Origin of the sequence: Nocardia sp. NPDC059691 (genome assembly GCF_042733915.1) — a bacterium.
In the GTDB taxonomy this organism is placed as follows: Bacteria; Actinomycetota; Actinomycetes; order Mycobacteriales; family Mycobacteriaceae; genus Nocardia; species Nocardia sichangensis.
Genome location: NZ_JBHWFB010000013.1, coordinates 162088 through 184997, shown reverse-complemented (window position 1 = coordinate 184997; position 22910 = coordinate 162088). Strand labels below are relative to the sequence as shown.

At 69.4% G+C, this 22910-nt stretch carries 16 protein-coding genes and 2 tRNA genes; 11 read left to right on the top strand and 7 right to left on the bottom strand.

The features are described 5' to 3' along the window. Nucleotides 1–4 precede the first annotated feature (4 nt). On the bottom strand, nt 5–1693 hold the full coding sequence (locus ACFV2O_RS27520; protein WP_379254234.1) for a helicase HerA-like domain-containing protein: 1689 nt from the start codon (nt 1691–1693) through the stop codon (nt 5–7). Nucleotides 1694–1893: 200 nt separating this feature from the next. Between ACFV2O_RS27520 and orn the strand changes: the two genes are divergently transcribed. The 3 genes from orn (at nt 1894) to ACFV2O_RS27505 (ending at nt 3510) form a co-directional block, all read left to right on the top strand. Then, nucleotides 1894–2532: an oligoribonuclease gene (gene orn / locus ACFV2O_RS27515; protein WP_379254320.1), complete on the top strand. Its 639-nt coding sequence runs from the start codon at nt 1894–1896 to the stop codon at nt 2530–2532. Nucleotides 2533–2587: 55 nt separating this feature from the next. Continuing rightward, nucleotides 2588–2663: transfer RNA gene (locus ACFV2O_RS27510), tRNA-His, on the top strand. A 595-nt stretch (nt 2664–3258) separates the two neighbouring features. Further along, on the top strand, nt 3259–3510 hold the full coding sequence (locus ACFV2O_RS27505) for a hypothetical protein (RefSeq protein ID WP_355075858.1): 252 nt from the start codon (nt 3259–3261) through the stop codon (nt 3508–3510). A 64-nt stretch (nt 3511–3574) separates the two neighbouring features. On the opposite strand, the gene ACFV2O_RS27500 is transcribed toward ACFV2O_RS27505, so the two are convergent. Next, nucleotides 3575–4813 (bottom strand): Ig-like domain-containing protein, encoded by a 1239-nt coding sequence (locus ACFV2O_RS27500; protein ID WP_379254233.1) that lies wholly within the window; start codon nt 4811–4813, stop codon nt 3575–3577. Between the two features lie 305 nt (nt 4814–5118). On the opposite strand from ACFV2O_RS27500, the gene ACFV2O_RS27495 reads away from it, so the two are divergent. The 4 genes from ACFV2O_RS27495 to ACFV2O_RS27480 all read left to right on the top strand — a co-directional run bounded on the left by ACFV2O_RS27495 (nt 5119) and on the right by ACFV2O_RS27480 (nt 7616). After that, nucleotides 5119–5191: transfer RNA gene (locus tag ACFV2O_RS27495), tRNA-Lys, on the top strand. 711 nt (nt 5192–5902) lie between these two features. Next, a complete protein-coding gene (locus tag ACFV2O_RS27490; RefSeq protein WP_356968312.1) occupies nt 5903–6535 on the top strand; it encodes a transglycosylase SLT domain-containing protein in 633 nt (210 codons plus the stop codon). A 137-nt stretch (nt 6536–6672) separates the two neighbouring features. Continuing rightward, the gene (locus tag ACFV2O_RS27485; RefSeq protein ID WP_356968314.1) at nt 6673–6987 is read left to right on the top strand and encodes a hypothetical protein; all 315 of its coding nucleotides are present in this window, start codon (nt 6673–6675) and stop codon (nt 6985–6987) included. 92 nt (nt 6988–7079) lie between these two features. Further along, a complete protein-coding gene (locus ACFV2O_RS27480) occupies nt 7080–7616 on the top strand; it encodes a DUF1992 domain-containing protein (RefSeq protein WP_379254232.1) in 537 nt (178 codons plus the stop codon). 15 nt (nt 7617–7631) lie between these two features. Here ACFV2O_RS27480 and ACFV2O_RS27475 read toward each other — a convergent pair whose 3' ends face one another. Further along, on the bottom strand, nt 7632–8084 hold the full coding sequence (locus tag ACFV2O_RS27475) for a MarR family winged helix-turn-helix transcriptional regulator (RefSeq protein WP_355075850.1): 453 nt from the start codon (nt 8082–8084) through the stop codon (nt 7632–7634). Between the two features lie 70 nt (nt 8085–8154). On the opposite strand from ACFV2O_RS27475, the gene ACFV2O_RS27470 reads away from it, so the two are divergent. Then, on the top strand, nt 8155–9132 hold the full coding sequence (locus ACFV2O_RS27470; protein ID WP_379254231.1) for a pirin family protein: 978 nt from the start codon (nt 8155–8157) through the stop codon (nt 9130–9132). Between the two features lie 139 nt (nt 9133–9271). Beyond that, nucleotides 9272–9568: an excalibur calcium-binding domain-containing protein gene (locus ACFV2O_RS27465; protein WP_355075846.1), complete on the top strand. Its 297-nt coding sequence runs from the start codon at nt 9272–9274 to the stop codon at nt 9566–9568. Between the two features lie 63 nt (nt 9569–9631). On the opposite strand, the gene ACFV2O_RS27460 is transcribed toward ACFV2O_RS27465, so the two are convergent. Further along, nucleotides 9632–9853 (bottom strand): DUF3618 domain-containing protein, encoded by a 222-nt coding sequence (locus ACFV2O_RS27460; RefSeq protein ID WP_379254230.1) that lies wholly within the window; start codon nt 9851–9853, stop codon nt 9632–9634. A 166-nt stretch (nt 9854–10019) separates the two neighbouring features. Between ACFV2O_RS27460 and bcp the strand changes: the two genes are divergently transcribed. Further along, a complete protein-coding gene (bcp, locus tag ACFV2O_RS27455; protein WP_379254229.1) occupies nt 10020–10493 on the top strand; it encodes a thioredoxin-dependent thiol peroxidase in 474 nt (157 codons plus the stop codon). A gap of 59 nt (nt 10494–10552) precedes the next feature. On the opposite strand, the gene ACFV2O_RS27450 is transcribed toward bcp, so the two are convergent. Further along, a complete protein-coding gene (locus tag ACFV2O_RS27450; protein ID WP_379254227.1) occupies nt 10553–11779 on the bottom strand; it encodes a hypothetical protein in 1227 nt (408 codons plus the stop codon). Nucleotides 11780–12077: 298 nt separating this feature from the next. Here ACFV2O_RS27450 and ACFV2O_RS27445 point away from each other — a divergent pair, with 298 nt between their 5' ends. After that, the gene (locus ACFV2O_RS27445) at nt 12078–12698 is read left to right on the top strand and encodes a TetR/AcrR family transcriptional regulator (protein WP_355075985.1); all 621 of its coding nucleotides are present in this window, start codon (nt 12078–12080) and stop codon (nt 12696–12698) included. A gap of 38 nt (nt 12699–12736) precedes the next feature. Here the strand turns inward: ACFV2O_RS27445 and ACFV2O_RS27440 are convergent, their stop codons facing one another. Further along, nucleotides 12737–13174 carry a holo-ACP synthase gene (locus ACFV2O_RS27440; protein WP_043721202.1) on the bottom strand — a complete coding sequence of 146 codons (438 nt, stop codon included), beginning with the start codon at nt 13172–13174 and terminating at the stop codon, nt 12737–12739. Between the two features lie 76 nt (nt 13175–13250). Further along, nucleotides 13251–22568, bottom strand: coding sequence for a fatty acid synthase subunit beta domain-containing protein (locus ACFV2O_RS27435; RefSeq protein ID WP_379254226.1), 9318 nt, complete (start codon nt 22566–22568; stop codon nt 13251–13253). Between the last annotated feature and the right edge of the window lie 342 nt (nt 22569–22910).

Below are 22910 nucleotides of genomic sequence, written 5' to 3'. Positions count from 1 at the left end.
GCGCTCAGCGGCGCCGGGTGCCGAACAGGCTGCGGGTGATCTCGCGTCCCGCCGCGGTGGCGGCCGAGCGCAGGAAGCCGCGGACCGCGGGATTCCGCATGATCCGCTCGGCGGCGGACTCCTCTTCCACGCGGTTCACGTTACGGCCGGGGACGGGTGCCGGTTCCGGCTCCCGCGCCGCGTCGGCCACCTTGGCGGCCAGCAGTTCGTAGGCCGATTCCCGGTCGATGGTCCGGGCGTACTTCGAGGCCAGCGAGCTGGACAGCGCCCGCGACCGGATCGCGTCCACGCCGATGGTGTCCATCAGCGACCGGGGCGGCCGCATCCTGGTCCAGGCCACCGGCGTCGGCGCGCCCTGCTCGGAGAGCACCGTCACGATCGCCTCGCCGGTGCCGAGGGAGGTCAGCGCCTGCTCCAGGTCGTATACCCCGGTCCTGGGGTAGGTGCGGACGGTCTTGGCCAACGCCTTCTGGTCGTCCGGGGTGAACGCGCGCAGCGCGTGCTGGATGCGCGCGCCGAGCTGGGACAACACCGGATTCGGGATATCGGTGGGCAGCTGTGTGCAGAAGAACACGCCCACTCCCTTGGACCTGATGAGTTTGACGGTCTGCTCCACCTGATCCGAGAACGCCTTCGAGGCGTCGGAGAACAGGAGGTGCGCCTCGTCGAGGATGAACACCAGCTCGGGCCGCTCCACGTCGCCGACCTCCGGCAGGGTCTGGAACAGGTCGGCCAGCACCCACATCAGGAATGTGGAGAACATCACCGGCCGCGCCGCCTCGGCACCCAGCTCGAAGAGTGTGATCACCCCTTTTCCGTCCACCACCCGCACCAGGTCGGCCGGGTCGAGTTCCGGCTCGCCGAAGAATGTGTCGCCGCCGTCGGCCTCCAGATTCGCCAAGGCGCGCAGGATCACGCCCGCGGTGGCCGCGGAGACACCGCCGATGCCTTTCAGGTCATCCTTTCCCTCGGAGCTGGTCAGATGAGTGATCACGGCGCGCAGGTCCTTCAGGTCCAGCAGCGCGAGGCCGTTGCGGTCGGCCCAGTGGAAGATCAGTCCGAGGGTGGATTCCTGCGTCTCGTTCAGCCCGAGCACCTTGCTCAGCAGAACCGGGCCGAACGAACTGATCGTGGCGCGGATCGGAAGCCCTGCCCCGGTGGTGCCCAGCGACACGAACTCGGTGGGGAAGCCGGTCGCCGCCCAGTCCGCGGCGCCGGTCTCCGCGATCCGCGTGGCGAGTCTTTCGCTCGATCGGCCCGGCTCGGCCAAACCCGACAGATCGCCTTTGATATCGGCCAGCACCACCGGAACCCCGGCGCTCGACAGTTGCTCCGCGATGCCTTGGAGGGTCTTCGTCTTCCCCGTGCCGGTCGCCCCCGCGACCAGACCGTGCCGGTTCATCATCCGCATCGGGATACGGACGCGCGCGCCGGAATCCACCCTCCCGTCGACCACCACGGCGCCCAGGTCCAGCGCAGCGCCCTCGAACGCGTAGCCCGCGGCGATCTCTTGTGCGGCGGTCGAGCCCGGGGACGGTTCGTCTCTTCCTTCGGCAGCGCCGGCTCCACCCGCCGTCCGCTCGGCCAGTTCACGTTCCGCGGCCTCCGCGGCGGCGGACGCCTCCGCCGCGATCCGCGCCGCCTCGTCGGCCGCTTTGCGCGCCGCGGCCGCCTTCTCCTGCGGGGTGGTCATCGCACGTCTCCGTCCTGGCTCGACCGGGCTGCTTCACTCAATGTTTGCTGCCGCACCGAAAACGCCGGGTGACGATCTGGAAGAAACTGTATCGCCACCGGTGGGATTCCTGTCCGCATCGGCGGCTTCGGGGTTGCCGAGCCGTATCGCGGGCACCGGACCTTCGCCCGGCTAATGTTGCACGGGTGTCCGACAAATACATGGTGTGGATGGATTGCGAGATGACCGGCTTGCGCTTGGACAGCGACAAGCTGATCGAGGTGGCCGCACTCGTGACCGACAGCGATCTCAACATCCTCGGCGAGGGCGTGGACATCGTCATCCACGCCGACGACGACGCGCTGGCCGCGATGCCTGCCGTGGTCGCCGAGATGCACGCGCGCTCCGGGCTGACCGACGAGGTCCGCCGCTCCACCGTCACCCTCGAAGAGGCCGAGCAGCGCGTGCTCGACTACATCCGCCAGTACATCCCCACCCCGCGCACCGTGCCGCTGGCCGGCAACTCGATCGCCACCGACCGCGGTTTCATCGCCAGGGACATGCCGCTGCTGGATGCCCACCTGCACTACCGGATGGTCGACGTGAGTTCGATCAAGGAGCTGTGCCGCCGCTGGTACCCGCGCATCTACTTCGGCCAGCCGGAGAAGGGCCTGAGCCATCGCGCACTGGCCGACATCCAGGAGTCCATCCGGGAACTGGAGTACTACCGGCGGACCGCGTTCGTCGCGCCGCCCGGTCCCTCCACCACCGAAATCGCCGCCGTCGCCGCCGAGATCTCCGAAACCGCCGAACAGCGGACCGAATCGGCGCAGGTCAACGGCTCGCCAGATAACGATTAGGGAGTGGGCGGGTAGACACGCTAATATCTAGCCCGCTGGTTCTTCACCGGCGATGGTGAGCGTAGTTCAGTTGGTAGAGCACCAGGTTGTGATCCTGGCTGTCGCGGGTTCGAGTCCCGTCGCTCACCCCAGGTGTCGCGGTGTGCGAACCGTCCTCTGAGGCGGTTCGCACACTACGGCCGGCGCCTTCTCTACTCTGTTCATTCCCCGCATAGGCGACGCGACGTGAAATAGCCGTCCGTATCTCTCCGAGGCGGCGATCATCTCCCAAGGCCCCAAGCCGTCGGCAAGCGCCTGCACTCGAATGGGTCCACATGCGAAATACGTCACGATGCGGCGTGCCGTTTCATGCCTGAGCGCGCCCTCATGCCACGGCCGACCACCGAAGGTCTCGGCGCCTATGGAAATCATCTTCCGCAGAGGCCGAGCGCCCGCCTCGCCGCACCGGCCGGGTCCTGACGCGTTCGTCGCGGGCATCGCTTCGCGCCGCCGATCGAGGAAACCGGCCCACGTCCCCCACCGAGAAGAGCTGAGTCGGCCCGATCGGGCGCGGCTGACACTCAGCCACGGGCTTTTTCGCTGCGCCCCAGACCTTTTGCCGCCGGCGCTCGCCGCGATGTGAAACGAAACCACTCCAGAATCCGCCACGCGTCCGTAGACTGCGGTGCACGTGGGACGGTGTCGCTGGGGCGCCTTCCCGGTTCGACCAGAAAGACACACCTCGTGATGCGTTCCGCGGTTATCGCAGCCTTCGTCGGTGCTACTCTCCTCACCGGATCCAGCGGAACCGCGGTCGCGGGAATCGGACTTCCTCCGCTGCCCGACTCCGGCTCGGCGTCGAGCGGATCGGCGGGCGGCCTGGCCACCACCGGCTCCTCCGGCACCGGATCGGCGGGCAGCAAGCTGCTGTGCGCCGCCACCGGCAGCGCCATCGCGATCCTGGGCGACGCCCAGTTGGGTTGCAACATGCTGCCGTGACCCCCTGAACGCCGAACGGGCCACCGGATTCGCTCCGGTGGCCCGTTCGGCGTTCCGCTTCGGCTCAGCGATTGTCTTCGGCGTTGCCCGCTTTCCAGACCGACCACGGGATGTTCCAGTCACCCAAGCCGTCCACACCGGACAGGGTGCCGCCCACGGTGTTCTTCACGATCGTGATGTCACCGCGCTTGGCGTTCTGGAAGACCCACTGCGCGTTCGCCGGACTGAGGTTCAGGCAGCCGTGACTGGTGTTGCTGTACCCCTGCGCACCGACCGACCAGGGCGCCGAGTGGAAGAAGATGCCGCTGTAGGACAGTCGCGTCGCGAAGTCGACCGGCGTCTTGTACCCGTCGGGCGCGTTGACCGCCACGCCGTAGGTCGAGGAGTCCATGATGATCTTCTCGTGGCGGTCGGCCACGATGTAGACCCCGTTGTCGGTGGGGGTGCTGTCCTTGCCCATCGAGGTCGGCATGGTGCGGATCACCTGGCCGTTCAACTCGACGGTGACCTGCTTGGTGTTGTCGTCGGCGGTGAAGACCATCGCGTCGCCGATGGTGAAGAAAGAGTGGATGTTGTCCTGCCCGTACAGGCCGTTGCCGAGATTACGTCCGTAGACGTTCACATCGACGGTGATCTTCGATCCCGGCGCCCAGAAATGCTCCGGCCGCCAGCGCACCTCGCGGTTGTTCACCCAGTAGAACGCGCCCTCCACCGGCGGCTCCGTGGTGATCTTGATCGCATCCTGCGCGGCCTTCCGGTCGGGGATGTTCTCGTCGAACTGGACGGCCACCGGCTGTCCGATACCGACGACCTCCGCCTCGCCGGGCACCAGGTAGGGCTTGGTCTGATTACCGGGCGAACTCGTGGTGAAACTCAGCGTCGCGGAGTTCGCCCCGCCGAGCCCGATCGCGTCGGCCTTCAGTCGGTAGGTCTTGCCGTAGCCGAGCACCTCGGTGGTCTCCCACGAACGCCCGTCCCCGGCCAGCTTGCCCTCCACCGGCTTGCCCTGCGGGCTGACCAAACTCACGTTGGTGAACTTGCCGTCTTCCACCTTGAACGCCAGCGGGACGCCCGGCGAAACCCCTACCTCGCCATCCTTCACCGGCGACAACAGCTTCGGCTTGATCAGTTCCGTGATGGGGTTGCGGTCGATGGCCACCTGAGCCGCGTCCTTGGCGTCGGATGCCGAACATCCGGTCAATGCCAGCGCGGCGACCGCGACAACTATCACCGGTCCCGCGAACGTGCGTAGCGACCGCCTCGTAGTCGGCTTGCGCACGTGCCGACCTCGACCAAAACTCATTTCAACCCCGTTTCAAAGTCTCGGCGCTCCAGGACACACCGAGGGCTTCGGATACCGACCGCCACGCCGCTCACCCCGCCGTGTACGCGGGCGGTCGAAACCACAATCGGACATTCTGCCAGTGCGTCACGTCCTGGCCAATGTGAACACCTAGTCCGTCACTGCAGCGTTACCACCACTAGATCACCGCGGCGAACCCCCGCGTTACGGCGGCGGAGAGCATCACATCCGCGCCGGTCAGGACACGATTTCACTTCTGCGGCCCCGGCCTGTTAAGGTTTGTCCCGCACCGGAACACGGAGCAAGCGCCATTAGCTCAATTGGCAGAGCAGCTGACTCTTAATCAGCGGGTTCGGGGTTCGAGTCCCTGATGGCGCACAACACGCAAACCGTGCCCTTGCCAGTCATCGGCTGGCAAGGGCACGGTTTTTTTCGTCTTCACGATGGCCCGATTTCCGTGACATCACCGTGACCTGGACTTTTTCCCAGTTGCACCAGTGGTCTCAATTCGGACAGCTATACGCCCGCGATCGCCGCGAAATCCACCTGTACGCCCAAAAATTTCTGTGACCTGCGGCACAAGAGGTTTAACGGCAAACTCCCAGCTTGGATAACGATTCGGCAACCGCGTCCTGGCCTTTCCAAGATCGCCAGCGCCTGCCGTTCATGATCAGTTCACCGTCTGTTAACCATGCGTGACCATTCTGCAATCAGGTCACAAAGCGACCTGAAGTTTGGTCAGCCCGAGGAGTTGTAGACACCGATTCGGTAACGATCACACCGCAGGCACCCTGCCCGCCACGTGATCGGCGGAGCGGAATCCGGCAACGGACCCGCAATCCCATACTTCCGCCCGTCTCACCGCATCGAGGATGCGGAGTCTCGCGCGACAAGCGGCCGAGCCCACCGAGGGCGATCCGGTGCCGCACGCAGAAGCGTCGCGTTCCGGGGACATCAGCGTCCCCCACAACAAAACCACACAAAAGCACATGGCCGTTTCGGCGAACGCACACGAGCGTACGCCGCAGGATCCGTGCTGCCCAACTGCGGCCGGATCGAGTAAGTCCCCGATCAAGGAACCGATTCGCAATGCCTGACAGACGCCTTTCCACCCTTCGCCGCCCCTCGCTCCGCGAAACCGTCACCGTCGCCTTCGCCGCCGCGGGTGTCGTCGCCGTGGCCGCCTGCTCCGCGGCGTCCGTTGCCGACAACAGCGTCCCGTCTCGCATCGCCATGGTGGCCGAGCAGCAGCCCGAGGCCGCCGCCGCTCCGGTCGCCGCACCGGCGGCCGAGGCGATCCCCGCGCCGATGCCCGCACCCGCGCCCGCCCCCGCCCCCGCGCCCGCTCCGGAGGCGGCCCCGGTCCCGGCCCCGATGCCCGCCCCGGCCCCGCCGGTCTACGCGGACAACCTGGACGGCTGGATCCGCCAGGCGCTCGACATCATGTCGGCGAACGGCATCCCCGGCACCTACAACGGCATCTACCGCAACATCATGCGCGAGTCGACGGGCAACCCCCAGGCCATCAACCTGTGGGACTCCAACGCCGCCATGGGCATCCCGTCCAAGGGCCTGCTCCAGGTGATCGACCCCACCTTCGCCGCCTACCACGTCGCAGGCACGCCCTTCGACATCTGGGACCCGGTCGCCAACATCGCCGCCGCCTGCAACTACGCGGCGCACCGCTACGGCTCGATGGACAACGTCAACAGCGCGTACTGATCCACACCGTCACGCAGCCTCCCCATCCATCGGATGGGGAGGCTGCGCGCTTTCCGGCCGTGTCCGCGCGGTCGGGCAGGCGGATCTGCGGCTCCGGCAATAATGGTCCACATACCCGCGATCCCCTGGACCTTGCCGTGACCGACTACGCACACAACGACGCGGCGGCCAAGAGCCGCGCCGAGAAAGCACGCCGGCTGGCGAGTTACCTCTGGCCCCGTGGCATCACCGGCTCCGAGGTGCTCGCGATGCCCGCGCCGGTACGGCGCAAACTGGCCAGGGCCGCCGGAACGAATCCGCCGAGCACCGACGAGACCTGGACCGCAGTGGCACGGCTGCTGACGGAGAAGGACGACTGGGCCGCCCGACATCCGCGGCATCCCGCTGCCCGGCGCGAACACACCGACGAGAAACTGCTCTGGGTGAAGCCGCCGATCACGCCGTGGTCCTGAGTTACGCGAAAGTCTTTGCGCTTCAACGTTTTCTGTTTCTACTACAGACTTCCGTAGACTAGCGTCATGCACCCGCCGACTCAGCCGTCACGATGACCGAGCGCAAGCCGCCGAAGCAGACCTTCGAATCGTGGATCGACAAGCAGATCCGCGAGGCGGCCGAGCGCGGCGAATTCGACAACCTGCCCGGTACCGGCAAACCGATTCCCGGAGTGGGCACGGCTCCCGACGAGGACTGGTGGCTGCGCGCATATCTGCGTCGCGAAGGAGTCAGCGGTGACGCGCTGCTGCCCCCGTCGCTGTTGCTGCGACGCGATATCGAGCACTTCCCCGAGACCGTGCGTGATGCGACCGGCGAACGGGAGGTGCGAGCGGCCGTGAGTGAACTCAACAAACGCATCGTGGAGTGGCTGCGGATGCCGGAAGGACCGTTCGTGCCGATCGCTCCGGTGAACGCGGACGAGATCGTCGAGCAATGGAGGCGGGCACGCGAGGTCGCGAGGCCGAAACGCGCGCAACCCAGCCTCGAAGCCACCGGCCCCACCCGAGCGCAGACAGGCCGCATCGCGCCGCGTCCACGCCGCCAGTGGTGGCGTCGATGGCGGCGGCACGACACCGAAGCCGGATAGCGGCGGGAACGGCGATCAGGCGCCGAGTTCGGTCACCTGCTCGACCTCGGTGACCACCTTGTCCGCCAGCGCGCGCAGCGCACGCGCCTCACCCGGCGTCATCAGCTCGACGAAGACGCGACGGACCAGATCGACGTGGTTGGGCGCGGCCCGCTCCAGCGCCACCCGCCCTTGCGGCGTGAGCTGCACGATGATGCCGCGGGCATCCTCCTCCGCGGGGCGCCGCTCGACCAGTCCGCGCGCGTCCATCCTGGCCAGATGCTTGGACAGCCGGCTCTTCTCCCAGCACACCTCGGTAGCCAGCTCTTTGGCGCGCAGACACCCGTTGGCGGCTGCCGACAACGCCACCATCAGTTCGTAGTCCGCCAGGGACAGGCCGTCCTCGGCCAGCCCGGCGGAAATCGCCCCGTCCAAACGCTGGCGCAGCCGCACGTAGGCCTGCCACGTCGCCTGCTCGTCGTCACTCAACCACCGGACCATGGGAATGAAGTGTAGTCACCGTTGGTTGACATGGACACCAACTCCCGAGGAGGTCCCCATGCCCGCCGTCACCGTTCCCGACATCATGGTCCTGCCACGCCTCCCCCGCTTGGACGCGACCCTGCGCCAACGGCCGGTCCGGAGCGTGGTCACCGCGCACAAACAGCGCGAAGGCGCGGGATTCGAGGTGCGCAGGCCGTTCCCCAGCATGGATCTGCGCACGGCCGATCCCTTCATCCTGCTCGACCAGATGGGTCCGGTCGCCTACGAACCGCACGAGGCGAAGGGTGCCCCGTGGCATCCGCACCGCGGCTTCGAGACGGTCACCTACATGCTCGACGGCACCATGGTGCACCACGACTCGCAGGGCGGCGGCGGCATCATCGGCGAAGGCGACACCCAGTGGATGACCGCGGGCTCCGGCATCCTGCACGACGAGGTCCCGCCGGAGGAGATGGTCGCCTCCGGCGGCTGGTTCCACGGCATCCAGCTGTGGGTGAACCTGCCGCGCGCGCTCAAGTTCGCCACGCCGCGCTACCAGGACCTGCGCGCTCGCGAACTGACGCTGGTGAGTTCGCACGACGGCGGCGCGCTGGTGCGGCTCATCGCCGGAGAGGTCGGCGGATTCACCGGCCCCGGTTCGACATACACCCCGATCGCCTACGCCCACGCGTCGATCACGCCCGGCGGGATCCTCGAAACGCCTTGGCCGCAAGAGTTCACGGCGATGGCGTACGTGCTGTCCGGCAGCGGCACGGTGGGCGCGGAGCGCAGGCCGCTGCACGAGGGGCAGCTCGCGGTCTTCGGCCGCGGAGACGCGATCAGCGTGACAGCCGATGCGCGCCAAGACAATCGGACCGGAGCGCTCGAAGTCCTACTGCTCGGCGGACAGCCGATCCGCGAACCGGTGGTGCAGTACGGGCCGTTCGTGATGAACACTCGCGCGGAGATCATCGAAGCGATGGAGGACTACCAGGCCGGACGCATGGGAAACATCCCAGCGGAACACATCCGCGGCACCGGGACGACCTCCTGAGCCACGGCACTGGGTGCGATCCCCTAATCCCCTAGTTCCGTCCCCGCGAGGTTGACAAGAGAGCGGCCCGTCACAACAGTGGATGCGGCGTCCGGTCGGACGCCCATCCACCGCAGCAACCACATACATAGAGGAATACATGAACGTTCGCCGGCTCTCCGTCAGCGCGGCCATCGCGGGATTGACCTTTCTCGCGGCTCCTGCCGCCCTAGCCGCCCCTCCGTCCGGATCCGCCGGAACGGGCTCCTCGGCCGTCGACACCGGCTCCGCCGCGACCGGCTCGGCCGGTCTGTCGCAGACCGGTTCGGCCGGTGGCGCCTACGCCAACTGCGACGACGCCCGCGCCGCGGGACACGCGCCGCTGTTCCGCGGCGAACCGGGCTACGGCCCGCACCTGGATCCCGACGGCGACGGCTTCGCCTGCCCGACGGTCTGAACCGACCGCGAAACGACGACACCCGGTGGGCATCGCCACACCGGGTGTCGTCGTTTTTCCAGCTCAGCGGAAGATCTTGAGCAGCACCAGCCCGACGACGACCGCGGCGGCGCCGATCAGGCTGTATTTCACCTTCGGCTCGTTCAGCTTCGAGACCACGATCTGCTTGGTGTCGTCCGCGATCCGATGCGGGTCCGCGCGTACCGCGAGTTCGTCGAGCGTGCTCGCCAGCCGAGTGCGGGCGGCCTCGATTTCGTGCTCGATCCGCTCGGTATCCCTTGCCACGTTCCACCCTCCTGTTGTCGATTGCCGCACCCGGTGCACGAATCGCACCGCACGCTCGGACGTTCGCGGAGCACCCGGGGCTCGCGGACGAGTCTATCCGCCGCCACGCGCCGCTATCCGGCCGCGCGCGGATCTCCGGTCGGAACCTTCGGATACCGTGCAGAAGGTGACCACCAACCAACGACTCTCCCCGGGCGACACCGCCCCCGACTTCACGCTTCCCGACGCCGACGGCAAGGACGTCTCGCTGTCGGACTACCGAGGTCGCAAGGTGATCGTGTACTTCTACCCCGCCGCGAGCACGCCCGGCTGCACCAAGCAAGCCTGCGACTTCCGTGACAACCTGGCCGAACTGGACGGCGCGGGCATCGACGTCGTCGGCATCTCACCGGACAAGCCCGCCAAGCTGGCCAAATTCCGCGACGCGGAACGGCTGACCTTCCCGCTGCTGTCGGATCCCGATCGCGCCGTGCTCACCGCGTGGGGCGCGTACGGAGAGAAGACCATGTACGGCAAGACGGTCGTCGGCGTCATCCGCTCGACCTTCCTGGTGGACGAAGCGGGCAAGATCGCCGTCGCGCAGTACAACGTCCGCGCCACCGGCCACGTCGCCAAGTTGCGCCGCGATCTGTCGGTGTAGCGCGGGCAACGAAAAGCCCGGCGCCGCAGGGGCGCCGGGCCGAAGTCGGGTGGATCGGATCAGACCTGCCACACCTGCTGGGCTGCCCACTGCGCCATCAGGCGAAGGTGCTCGTCCCACCAGTCCGCGGCTTCCGGGGTGAACACGGCGGGTGGTGGGGCCTCACCGGGGAACAGCAACGCGGCGTCGGGTGCGCCCACCTTGCGATCGGTCGGGACCCCGGTCCCCGGCAGGAGCGGCTCCGGGGTTTCCGTCTCCGGCCCGGTTGTCGCGTCTGCGGCGACCAACGGCAACGGACGATGCCGCGGGGCGAGCCCCCCGCGCTGGTCCGGAAGCCACACTCCGGTCGTGGTGGCGTCGCCGCCCCGCGGCCCGTCGAACGACTCGTCCGCCTCGGTGTCCGCGGGACGGACCGGCTCTACCGAATGCGTCGCGCCTGCGCCCTCGATCCGGGCGTCCGCCACGACGGTCGGCGTCGGCTGCGCGGAATCGTTCAGCAGATAGCTCCCGCCGACGACCATTCCGCTGGCCAGCACACCAGCCGCGGCGAACACCGCGACGCCGCCGCGCGCCCGACTCGACTCGCTCACCGGCCCGACGTAGCTGTCCTGCTCCAGCCGGGCGCTCAACGCCGCGCCCGCGGCGGACGCGAAAGCGCCTACGGTGCAGGGGATCACCGGAGCCCCGAATTTCTCGACCGCCGCCAGCACCGCCGAGCCCGCGCCCGCCGAGCCGATCAGCGCCACCGCGTCCGGCCGCGCGCCGGCCGCGTCCAGCTGATCCCACGCCGCCGTGACGCCGATGCCCAGCGACCGGGGCGTCGCCCGGCCCGCCTGCCCCACGGCGGCGAGCACCCGGCGGCGGCCCCGGTCGACCAGGGTGAACGCGTGGTACCCGGGCACCACCTCGCACACCAGCAAGTTGTCGTAGGCGTCGAGCCACGTCATCATGCTCGCCACGCTCAGGTGGGCCGATTTCACCGAGACCATCGAGGCGCTGTGCCACGGGCCTGCCGCCAGCCGGGTCACGATGGCGCGCCGCTCCGCGGCGTCCCGATAGGCGACGGCCACGCCACCGACTTCCCGCTCCGAGCCCAGCCCGGCGGCCAGGGCGTCCAGCGCGGTCTCGACCGCCTCGGCCACGTCCGCCTTGCTGTCGCCGTCCGTTCGCTCGATCCGGCGCAGCAGCACCCGATCGGCCAGCTTCCTGCCGTCGGCGAGCGCTACCGCGTGCACGGCACCGCGTTCGGTCGAAACGCCGAGAGTCACCACAGATTCAGCTACCACTGATCACGCCTTCCCCTCTGTGCATTGACCGAGCTCACGGGCTTGCCGAAAGCCATGAGCCCCATGGATTCCCCTGCTCGGAACACACGTCGCGATGCACGCGCGCTCGGTATATGTTCGATGCCGCATCGGTTACGGATGGGTAGCCGAAATCAAGTCAGCTGGACGCGAACGGCGGATGCGCGTATCGCACGCTTGTCCCTACCGTTAGCCTGGATGCGTGGAAGTACGCGCGGAGGCCAGGGTGAAGCACCGTCTGGACCCTGCGTTGGAGCTGCAGGACGACCCACAGGAGCTCATGCCGCGACGCCGGCCGACGCAGGAACGCAGCAAACGAAAGTTCGACGCCTTACTCCAGGCGTCCAGGGAGCTGCTCGTCGAGGTCGGGTTCGAGTCGTTCACCTGCGAGGAGGTGGCGGCCAGGGCGGAGGTGCCGATCGGCACGCTGTACCAGTTCTTCGCCAACAAGTACGTCATCGTCTGTGAGCTGAATCGCCAAGATCTGGTTGCCGTTTCCCAGGAGCTGGCCGACTTCCACGGCGAGATTCCCTCGCTGGACTGGTTGCGGCACATGAATCAGTTCGTCGACCACCTGGCCAACCTCTGGATGACCGACCCGTCCCGGCGGGAGGTGTGGCTGGCTATGCAGTCCACGCCGTCCACCCGGGCCACCGGGGCGATCCACGAGAAGCAGTTCGCCGAGGTCGTGTCGCAGATGCTGCGGCCACTCACGCCGCGCACCCCGCGGGCACGGCGCACCATGATGGCCGAAGTGCTGGTGCACGTGGTCTATTCGATGCTCAACTTCTCCGTGCAGGACGAGCAGAGCAGCGCCGAAGCGGTCGCCGAACTCAAGCGGCTGATGGTCGCCTACCTGCTGGTCGCGGAAAAGGAATCGCGGACCGGCGGCCAAAAATAAGTGGTGGTCCCGGCCGGAACCGGGACCAACCGCGCGACTCAACCGGCGCTGTCGCGGCCTTCGATGAGGTCGGCCAGCTCGCCCGGGTCCTCCAGCACCACCATCGCGGCGGCGGTGTCGCCGTCGTGGGTCAGCGACAGGTGAACCCTTACCCGGGGCAGGAATTCGGCGGCCAGGCCGTGCAGCTTGATGCTCGGCCTGCCCCACGCGTCGTTGACCACCTCGATCAGCGGATAGGGGTTGTCCCCGATCTGCGGGCGGCGGGCGAACCGCGACGACGCCCATGCTTTGAGCACCGCCTCTTTCGCCGCCCACCGCGCCGCGTAGCTGCGCGCCGGATCGGTCCCTTTGCTCTGGCAGTAGCGTCGCTCACCCGCGGTGAAACTTTCCCGGAGCATCGTCGTTCCGGCGCGTTCGAGCTGTTCGGCGAACTCGGAGATGGTCACCAAGTCCAAGCCGATACCGAGGATCGTCATAGGCGGCCAGCCTACGACGTCCTCGGCGAGCCCGCGCACGGACCCGGCGCGGCGAGTTGCCCCGCCGCGCTTCCGGTTACGCGCATCCGATGCCCTTCGCGCGGTAGGCGCCGTCCTGATCCAGGCGCGCCTCCGGCGAGAGCAGCACGTCGGCCTCCAGCTGACGCGCCCGCTGGGACGGGGTGCCCTCCCCGCCGAGCCTGCGATCCGCGGGACGTTCGTACAGCGGCGCGCCGCCGCACATCGCCTCCACGAACCGCTGGCGGCCGGTCAGCTGACGCTCCTGCGCCGTGCGCTGGTACTCCTCGCGCCGTCCCGGCTCGATGGCCTGGATGAACGCCTCCGGGTGCACGATCGCCAGCAGACCGTTCACGTGGCCGAAGCCGAGCGAGGTGACCAGACCCGCCTTCAGCGGAAGGCGCCCGCCCAGCCGCAGCGGTTCGCGCAGCCACACCAGGTGCGGGAAGGCCAGCATCTTCTCGTCGACGCAGTCGAGGCTGCGGTTCGGCGGGATGACGCCCTGCTCCAGCACCTGGCACAGGCCGATGAGCTGGAATGCGGCCGCCCCGCCCTTCGCGTGCCCGGTGAGGGTCTTCTGCGAGACGACGAACAGCGGAGCGCCGTCCGAGCGCCCGATGGCCGTCGCGAGCCGCTCGTGCAGTTCCGACTCGTTCGGGTCGTTGGCGGCCGTCGAGGTGTCGTGCTTGGACACCACCGCGATCTCGTCCGGGGTGACGCCGAGCTTGCGCAGTTCGGTCGCCAGCCGGGATTCCGTCCCGCCACGACCGGCGCCCAGCGCGCCCAGACCCGGAGCCGGGATGGACGTGTGCACGCCGTCGGCGAAGGACTGCGCGTAGGCCACCACGCCCAGCACCGGCAGGCCCATCTCCAGCGCGACGCTGCCGCGCGCCAGCAGGACCGTGCCGCCGCCCTGCGATTCGATGAACCCGCCGCGTCGGCGATCGTTGGCGCGGGAGAAGTACCGGTCGCTGATGCCCTTGGCGCTCATGGCCGCGGAATCCGCGGTGGCCGACATGTCACCGAAGCCGACGATGCCCTCGATACCGAGATCGTCGTAGCCGCCTGCCACGACCAGATCGGCCTTGCCGAGCCGGATCTTGTCGACGCCCTCCTCGACCGACACCGCGGCGGTAGCGCAGGCCGCCACCGGGTGCACCATCGCGCCGTAGCTGCCGACGTAGGACTGCACCACGTGCGCCAGCGCCACGTTCGGCAGCGCCTCCTGCAGGATGTCGTTCGGGCGCGACTCACCGAGCAGGTTGTCGATGTACAGCGAGCGCATCGAGGACATGCCGCCCATGCCGGTGCCCTGCGTGTTGGCGACCAGCGAGGGGTGCACCCAGCTCATCAGCTCAGCGGGGCTGAACCCGGAGCCGATGAACGCGTCGACCGTGCAGACGATGTTCCACAGCGCGACCCGGTCCACCGAAGCGGCCATATCGGGCGAGATGCCCCAGATGGTCGGGTCCCAGCCGGTCGGGATCTGGCCGCCGACGGTGCGCGAGAGCTTGGCCCGGCGCGGCACGCGGATCTCCGTGCCCGCTCGGCGCGTCACCGTCCAGTCGCCGGAGTCCGCGACCGGTGTGATCACCGTGTGCTCCGGATCGGCGGCGTGGAAGGCACGCGCCTCGGCCTCGCCGCCCACCGTGAACGACAGGTCCTGGTCGAGGAAGACCGAGGTCATCAGCGGGGCCGAGTTGTCGGTCATGGCGCCGTCGTCCTCGTAGCGGCGCACACCGCAACGGGCGACCACGGCGTCGTGGTAACGCTCGGCCAGCTCGTGCTCGGGGACGTAGTCACCGGACGCGGCGTCGTACCAGCCCGGCTTCGGGTCGTTCTCCCAGGTGACCATGCCGGTGGTCCAAGCCAGTTCCAGCACGCCCGCCGCCGACAGCTCGTCGGAGACCTCCATCTCGAAGCGGGTGCGCGCCGAGCCGTACGGGCCCAGCTCGCCCGCGCCGACGATGACGACCATGTCGGCCGGATCCACCGTCACCTCGCCCCACTCGGGCACCGGCAGCGCGGAGGTCACGGTCGGCGGCGCCGGCAGCGCGGCGATCGTGCGACCCGCGTCCGCCTGGGTCTCCGCCTCCGCCTGCTCCGCGGCCTGCTTGGCCAGCGCGGGCAGGTCCAGCTTGGCCCTGGCCAACCCACCGGTCAGGTCGATCTGCTGCGGGCCGGTCGCGGTCACCTGGCGGGCCCGCGAGGTGCACCACTTGAGCAACTCGTCGGCCATCTCCGCGGTGGACCAGGTCTGCACACCCGCCTTCTCGACCGCCTCGACCATCGGGTCGTTGTGGCCCATCAGGCCGGTGCCGCGCACCCAGCCGATCAGCGCGTGCACCAGGGTGACCCGGGTCGACCACGACTTCTCGGCCCGCCACTTGGCGACCACCGCGTCCAGCGCCGCCTTCGACTCGCCGTAGGCGCCGTCGCCGCCGAACATGCCGCGGTTGGGCGAACCCGGCAGCACCACGTGCAGTTTCGCGTCCACGTCGTGATCGGCGCCCAGCTTGGACAGCCCGCCGATCAGCCGTTCGACCGACCAGAGCAGCACGCGCATCTCCATTTCGGCGCGCGCGCCCGCGTCCGCGAGGTCACCGGCTACCCGCGGCGCCGCGAACGGCAGCAGCAGCGTGGGCGTCATCGCGTCCTTGACCTTGATCTTCGCGCCGCCCGCGCTGTCGACCTGCTCGGTGCCGATCCAGTCGATCAGGGCGTCGACGTCCTGGTAGGACGCCATGTTGGCGGGCACCACCCACAGAGCCGCGCCGTGACAGGCGTTGTCGCGGTAGAGCTTCCGGTAGAAGGCGAGGCGTTCGTCGTTCAGCGACGAGGTGGTGACCACGACCGTGGCGCCACCGCTGAGCAGCCTGCCGGTCGTCGCCGCGGCGATGGATCCCTTGCTGGCGCCGGTGATCACCGCGATGTCGGAGGACCACAGCCCGGGCTCCTCCGTGCTCAGCGCCGCCTCGGCGATGCGCTCGTACAGGCCGGCCAGCACCGAGCGCGCTTCGTGCATCGCCCGCTGCCGCCACCAGTTCGCCTGCGCCGCAACGGCTTCTCCCGCACCGATGAACCCGGTGACCGGTCCGTTCGCGCTGCCGGCGTCGTCGGCGAGCCACAGCCGGGCCAAGTCCTCGCGCGCCGTGGCCCACCGGTCGTCCAGCAGCACCGCCTTGCGGGCGTCGAACGCGGGCGCCACCAGACGCGGCCAGTCCGAACCCAGTTCGGCCGACACCAGATCGACCAGGGAGTTGTCGGTCGCTTCCGGCGCGGAGACGCGCTCGGACAGTCCGAGCTGTTCCAGCACGACGCGCGCAGCCGTGGCGAGCACGCCGTCGCGTCCGGTGATCTGCTCGGTGAACTCGCCCAGCGCGGCGGCGTCGACGGTCGCACCGCCACCGCCGCCCGCCGAGGGCAGCGACACCGCGACACCGCGACGGGCCGCGACGGCCTGCACGGCGGCATCGATGGCCGCGTCGACCGAGGCGGCGTCGCCCAGCGCGCCGGCGACCAGGCCGCCCAGGTCGCCACCACGCACGCTGGTGCCTTCCCTGGTGCCGAGCGACACCTCGGCGGTCACGTGGCTGGCCCACCCGTCACCGAGTTCCCAGACCTTCTTGACCCGGTCCGCGATGGCGGCCGGACGCTTGCCGGACGGCCCGAACACCTTGCGCAGATGGTCGCCGATGGCGTCGGTGAGCACCGTGCCGAACGGACGGTAGGTACGGGCGAGCCGCTCCACCGTCGCGGACAGCGCACCCATGTCGGCGTCGGCCGCGCCGTCGATCGCGCCGAGTGAGAGCTCGGAGCCGAGGTCGACCAGCAGCTGGTTACGCCGGGAGGAAACGCCGTCGCACAGGCCCTCGATGGTGTCCACCGGGCCGATCTGGTCCAGCCGCAACTTGGTCCACAGCGCGATCAGCACGCGCGTGGCGTCGGCGGCGGTGAACGCGATGTCGTCCGGACGCGGGCCGCCCGAACTCGGGGCGGGCGCGGCCACGGGGGCGGCGGCGACGGCCGCTGCCGGAGCCGCTGCGGCGGCAGACTCCTCCACCGGCTCGTCGACCGGGGCGGGATCGGTGTCGGTCGCGTAGACGATCGCCGCCTCGCGCTCGATGTTGAGCACTTCCACCTTGGCTCCGCCGAACGCGGGCAGCTTCAACGTCTGGCTGGCCAGGTTGGCCACCGTCGGCGTCGCGCCGAGACCGATCTCGATGAACCGCTCGATACCGAGGCCGCCCTGTGCGGGGTCGGTGAACAGCAGGTCCTGGGTCTCGATCCAGCGCACCGGGCTGGCGAACTGCCACGCGAGCAACTCGATCAGCACCACGCGGCACAACTCGGTCGGCCGGGCGGCCCAGCTGTCGAAGTCGGCCAGCACCTCCGCGAGCGGTTCGGACGGCACCAGGTCCGCGATCTCCTGCACGAACGCCCGCTCGAGTGTGAACAGCCTCGGCACCAGGTTCGGGATGTAGCGGCCGATCAAGGTCTCCGGGCGCAGATCCACCGGCAGCAGCTGCTCGAGCTTCTGCCGGAACTCCGGAACGCCCTTGCGCAGCACCGTCGAGTGGAACGGCACGTCGATGCCGGGGACCAGGATGAACGCCCGCTTGCCGCCGAATTCGGCGCGACGACGGTCGATCTCCTGCTCCAGCGCGTCCAGCCCGGCGACCGTGCCCGCGATCGCGTACTGCGAACCGCGCAGGTTCAGGTTGACCACCTCGAGGAATTCCCCGACCCGATCGCCGACTTCCTTGACGAAGCCGACGACCTCCGCGTCGGGCAATCCGATCTGTGAGGGCCGGATCGCAGCCATCCGATAGTCGCTGCGTCCCTGCGCATCCCGCGGCACCAGCTCGTGCATCGCGGAACCGCGCTGGAACACGACCTCGAGCACCGCCTCCAGCGGCAGCACTCCGGCGACGGCTGCGAGCGCGTTGTACTCGCCCACCGAGTGGCCCGCGAGCAGCGCGCCCTCGACGAACGCACCGGACTCGCGCAGTTCCGCCACCTGGGCGACGCCGAGGGTCGCCATGGCGACCTGGGTGAACTGGGTCAGGTGCAGCACGCCGTCCGGGTGGCGGTGTTCGACGCCGCGCGCCTTCAGGTAGGTCGGATTGTCGCGCACCACGGCGAGAATCGAGAAGCCGAGCGCCGCACGGGTGTGCTTGTCCGCGCGGTCCCAGATCTCCTTGGCCGCCTTCGACCGCGAGCGGGCGTCCAGCCCCATCCCCTTGCGCTGGATGCCCTGTCCGGGGAAGGCGTAGACGGTCTTCGGTGCCACGGTGCGACCGGTCGCGGTCATCACCAGCTCGCCTTCGGTGCGGCAGGAGACCTCGACGACCTCGCTGCCCGCGTCGAGCGCTACCCGCTCGACGCGCACATCGATCTGCGCCCCGGGACGGACCATGCCGAGGAACCGGGTGGTCCACGCGGTCACCGTCCGCGCGGGTACCGAACTCGTGGGATCGACCGCCGACACGACGTGCTGCGCGGCCGCCGACAGCCACATGCCGTGCACGATCGGGCTGCCGAGCCCGGCGAGCTTCGCCGCGGCATCGCTGGTGTGGATCGGGTTGTGGTCGCCGGAGACGGCGGCGAAGGCGTGCATGGTGCGCGGAGCCACGATCGTGACGTCGCGGCGACGCCTGCGCGGGGTGTCGGTGGCCGCGTCGGACACCGTGCCAGCCGCGCGCGGCGGATCGGCCAGTTCGCCCGCGCCGTTGCGCCCGCGGATCGCGAACCGCTCGGTGAGGGTGGCCAGCACCGGCATCGACATCCCGGTCTCGGGCTTGTCCAGCATGGCGGTGATCCGCACGTGCACCTCGACGACCCGGCCCAGGTCGGTGTCGACGGTCTCACCGGCCTCCGCGCGCACCGCCAGCACACTGGTCTCGGCGGGCAGCGCACCGGCGAGGTGCACTTGGTGGTCCAGGTGCACCAGGTCGAGCATGCCCTCGATGACGCTCTCGCCCTTCGCGGTGCGGGTCGCGCCGAGCACCGCGAACACGGCGGGCCAGCACGCGCCGACCAGCACGTCCGGCACGGTACGGCCGAGCGTGCTCAGCGTGGCGGGCAGGCCGGAGCCGGTGACCCCGGCGTGATCGGCGATGAGATCCGGCGTCCAGGCCAGATTCACGTGGGCGACCTTGCCCTTGACCTCGGGCAGATCCTGGCCCGCAGCGACCGCGAGCAGCGCGGCCATGGCCTCGTCGGCGTCGGCCTCGGTGACGACCGGGGCGCCGCCGTTGTAGACCGAGGTCGGCACGGTGATCCGGATGCGCACCGCGTTGCCCGCCAGCAGCGGGACGGTCAGCTCCACGTAGGCGTGCTCCGGCTCTGCGCCTGGGGTCTCGACCAGCGTCGCGCCGGTGGGCGGATGCACCGCACCCTTGCCGTCGACGACCCACTCGGACAGGTCACCGAGCCGGTGCACCGGGCTGATCGCGGTGCGTCCGGCCCACTGCACGTCCGGGGCGGCCAGCACGGCGTCGATCGGGCCGCTCGTGACGCCCGCCGTGCGACGCGCGTCCACCGGGGTTGGCGCCACGCCCGCGCGCACCAGGGAGTACGCCGTGTCCTGTTCGAAGCGGTCGAGCAGTTCGCCGACCGGCTCGTCGACCCGGGTGATGCCCGCGACCGCGACCGTGCCGGGGATGACGCACACCTGATCGGCCGAGTAGCGCGGATCGTGCGCCTGCCACAGCGAATCCGAGCGCCACCAGCGACGCACGTCGCCGTCCACGACGGGCACGAAGTTCACCGGCTTGCCCGGGGTCTTGCACAACGCGATGAAGAACGGGACGTCGGCCGGGTGCAGCAGCGTCTGCGCCGTGGCGGGGTAGGCGTCCTTCAAGGCGCACAGCGCCGCGACCGGGTTCTCGAAGTCGTCGTCACTCGCGAACAGCGTGGGGATCTCGCCGCGGTCGGCCGGGTGCAGCCGGGATTCGGTGCGGCGCACCATCTCCGCGAACCGGTCCCGCCAGGTGATGTCCAGCCACACCGAACGCGTCGCCTCGGCGATCGCGTCGCCCAGGTCGCTGCCGCAGTCGAAGTCCTTGCGCCGGTCCAACCCGACCGCGAGCTCGACGTAGCGCTCCAGCCAGTCCTGGTAGGTCATGGTGGCCAGGTCGCCGAAGTACGGCTTGGCGGTGGCGTTCAGCGCCGCGATGATCTCGTCGCGACGCGCCGCGACCGCCTCCGCGTCGCCCGCGACCTCGTCCAGCAGTCGGCCGGTGCGCGAAGCGGCGTTGTCGATCTCGTGGATGTCGGCGCCCAGCTGGCTGCGGCCCGAGGCCATGCCGCCGGACGCGGTGCCCGCACCGACCCAGTCGGGCGTGCCGGGAGTGTCCACGAGCAGTTGCTTGACCTCCGGCGCGGTGGTGGCCTCCAGCGTGGCCATGGCCGCCGTGCCGACCAGCACGCCGTCCAGCGGCATCACCGGGTAGCCGTGCCGGACCGCCCACTGGCCGGTGAGGTACTCCGTCGCGCGCTCGGGGGTTCCGATGCCACCGCCGACGCACACCACGACGTTGGCGCGGTTGCGCAGCTCGGAGTAGGTGTCCAGCAGCAGATCGTCCAGGTCCTCCCAGGAATGGTGACCACCGGCCTTGCCGCCCTCGATGTGCATGATCACCGGGTAGTCCGGGACCTCGTCGGCGATGCGCAGCACGGCCCGGATCTGGGCGACCGTGCCCGGCTTGAACGCGACGTGGCTGATCCCGACCTCGGTGAGTTCCTGGATCAGCGCGACAGCTTCCTCCAGCTCGGGAATGCCCGCCGTCACGATGACGCCGTCGAACGGGGCGCCTGCCGTGCGGGCCCGCTGCACCAGTCGCTTACCGCCCAGCTGCAGCTTCCACAGGTAGGGGTCGAGGAACAAGGAGTTGAACTGCACCGAGCGCCCCGGGTGCAGCAGCGTCCGCAGCTCGGCCACCCGGTCGGCGAAGATCTGCTCGGTCACCTGCCCGCCGCCGGCCAGCTCCGCCCAGTGGCCCGCGTTCGCCGCGGCCGCGACGATCTTCGCGTCGACCGTGGTCGGAGTCATGCCCGCGAGCAGGATCGGCGAGCGCCCGGTCAGCTTGGTGAAGGCCGTCTCGACCACGATGCGCCCGTTGGGCAGCCGCACCGGCCGCGGCGCGAACGCCGACCACGGGGCCGCGGGCTCCGGCGCGGCACCGGGGGTGAGCAGGCTGCGCTGTCCGGCGCGGGTAGCGGCCGCGATGATGCCGAGGCCGGTGCCCTTCAGCGTGCCCCCCGTGACGCGGGAGAGCAGGTCGCCCGGGCCCAGGTCCAGGATCCACTCCGCGCCCGCGGAGATCACGCCCTCGACGACGGCCACCCAGTCGATCGGATCGACCAGGATCTGCCGCGCCAGCTCGCCCGCCAGCTCCTTGTCCAGGCCGCACTGGTCGGCCCAGCTGCTCACCAGGTCGACGGTGTCGGCCAGCGCCGGGTGGTGGAACGCCACGTCGACGGCCACGTCCTCGAAGACCGGAGCGAACACCGAGCCGCCGCGCACCTTCGCGTCGCGCTCGCGCGCCTGCTCGTCGTGGATCTGCGCGCACCGCTGCCGCACCCGCTCCAGCTGCGCGGGCGGCCCGGACAGCACCGCGCGCCGACGTCCGTTGCGGATCGAGACCACCACGGCCGCAGCGGGATCGGATCCGTCACACACCTCGGCCACCACGGCGCCGAGCTGCTCGGGATCGACATTGGACACCGCGACCATCGGCGAGCGCTCGCCCACCGGCATCAGCCCGCGCCGCCGCGCGACCAAACCCGCTGCGGCGCCGACCATCTGGGCTACCGCCAGCAGCTCCGCGTCGCGGGCGCCACCGGCTTCGACCGCGGCGGCGGCGAGCAGACCCTGCGAATGCCCGACGATCGCGACCGGCGCGTGCTCGGCCGGATCCAAGCCTTGCAGCCGCAGCGCCCGCACGGCCGCCACCTGGGTCAGCAGCACACCGGGCATGGACACCGCCGCCGAGCGCAGTACGGCGTCGGACGGGGCCGCGGAGATCTCGCCCTCGTCACCGTCGGCGAGTTCGTTCTCCAGCATCCAGCCGATCGGGTCGAAGCCGACCGGACGAACCACCAGCAACTGCGCCGCGACCGGCTCCAACAGCGCCGCCGCCTCGTTGACCAGCGCGGTCAGCTCCGGCTCCAGCGCACTGTCGCGCGCGATCTCCTCCAACTCGCTCAGCCACTGCGCACCCTGCCCACCGAAGGCGAGCGCGTACGGCACGCCGCCGAGCAGACGATCCAACAGCGGCGACCGCGCCCCGCCCGACGCGGCCTTCCCGGCGGCGGCAGCCACCTTCGTGCTCTGTCCGGCTTCGGTCTTGGTGCTCTCGTTGATCGTCAAGACGCTTCGACTTCCTTCTCCATGCGACATGCCTCGGCGACACGCCGGTCCCTACCGGTTCACGAGTGATCGCGGTTGATCGGCCTGATACGGGCGAGGATGACACAGAATCATGAGGAAATCCTCACGTTTGCCCCTGGGCGCGCCCACTACTAGAGAGTATTTAAGTACGTACGTACCAGAATAGTGATAAACATGACTCCGCCTCATGTTTGAACACGCTGGTCCATCGGGTTACCAACACGTACGAAACATGAGTGCCCCTCACATTGAGGTTTGCCAAATCGTTATAATCCCAGGTGAGGTTACTGACGAGTACGCCACGCCAACCCAATGCTTCGC

What these genes read in the sequence shown, in the direction of transcription:
- ACFV2O_RS27520 (WP_379254234.1), bottom strand. Translation starts at nt 1,693, where the DNA reads ATGACCACCCCGCAGGAGAAGGCGGCCGCGGCGCGCAAAGCGGCCGAC.
- orn (WP_379254320.1), top strand. Translation starts at nt 1,894, where the DNA reads ATGGTGTGGATGGATTGCGAGATGACCGGCTTGCGCTTGGACAGCGAC.
- ACFV2O_RS27505 (WP_355075858.1), top strand. Translation starts at nt 3,259, where the DNA reads ATGCGTTCCGCGGTTATCGCAGCCTTCGTCGGTGCTACTCTCCTCACC.
- ACFV2O_RS27500 (WP_379254233.1), bottom strand. Translation starts at nt 4,813, where the DNA reads ATGAGTTTTGGTCGAGGTCGGCACGTGCGCAAGCCGACTACGAGGCGG.
- ACFV2O_RS27490 (WP_356968312.1), top strand. Translation starts at nt 5,903, where the DNA reads ATGCCTGACAGACGCCTTTCCACCCTTCGCCGCCCCTCGCTCCGCGAA.
- ACFV2O_RS27480 (WP_379254232.1), top strand. Translation starts at nt 7,080, where the DNA reads ATGACCGAGCGCAAGCCGCCGAAGCAGACCTTCGAATCGTGGATCGAC.
- ACFV2O_RS27470 (WP_379254231.1), top strand. Translation starts at nt 8,155, where the DNA reads ATGCCCGCCGTCACCGTTCCCGACATCATGGTCCTGCCACGCCTCCCC.
- ACFV2O_RS27465 (WP_355075846.1), top strand. Translation starts at nt 9,272, where the DNA reads ATGAACGTTCGCCGGCTCTCCGTCAGCGCGGCCATCGCGGGATTGACC.
- ACFV2O_RS27445 (WP_355075985.1), top strand. Translation starts at nt 12,078, where the DNA reads ATGCCGCGACGCCGGCCGACGCAGGAACGCAGCAAACGAAAGTTCGAC.
- ACFV2O_RS27440 (WP_043721202.1), bottom strand. Translation starts at nt 13,174, where the DNA reads ATGACGATCCTCGGTATCGGCTTGGACTTGGTGACCATCTCCGAGTTC.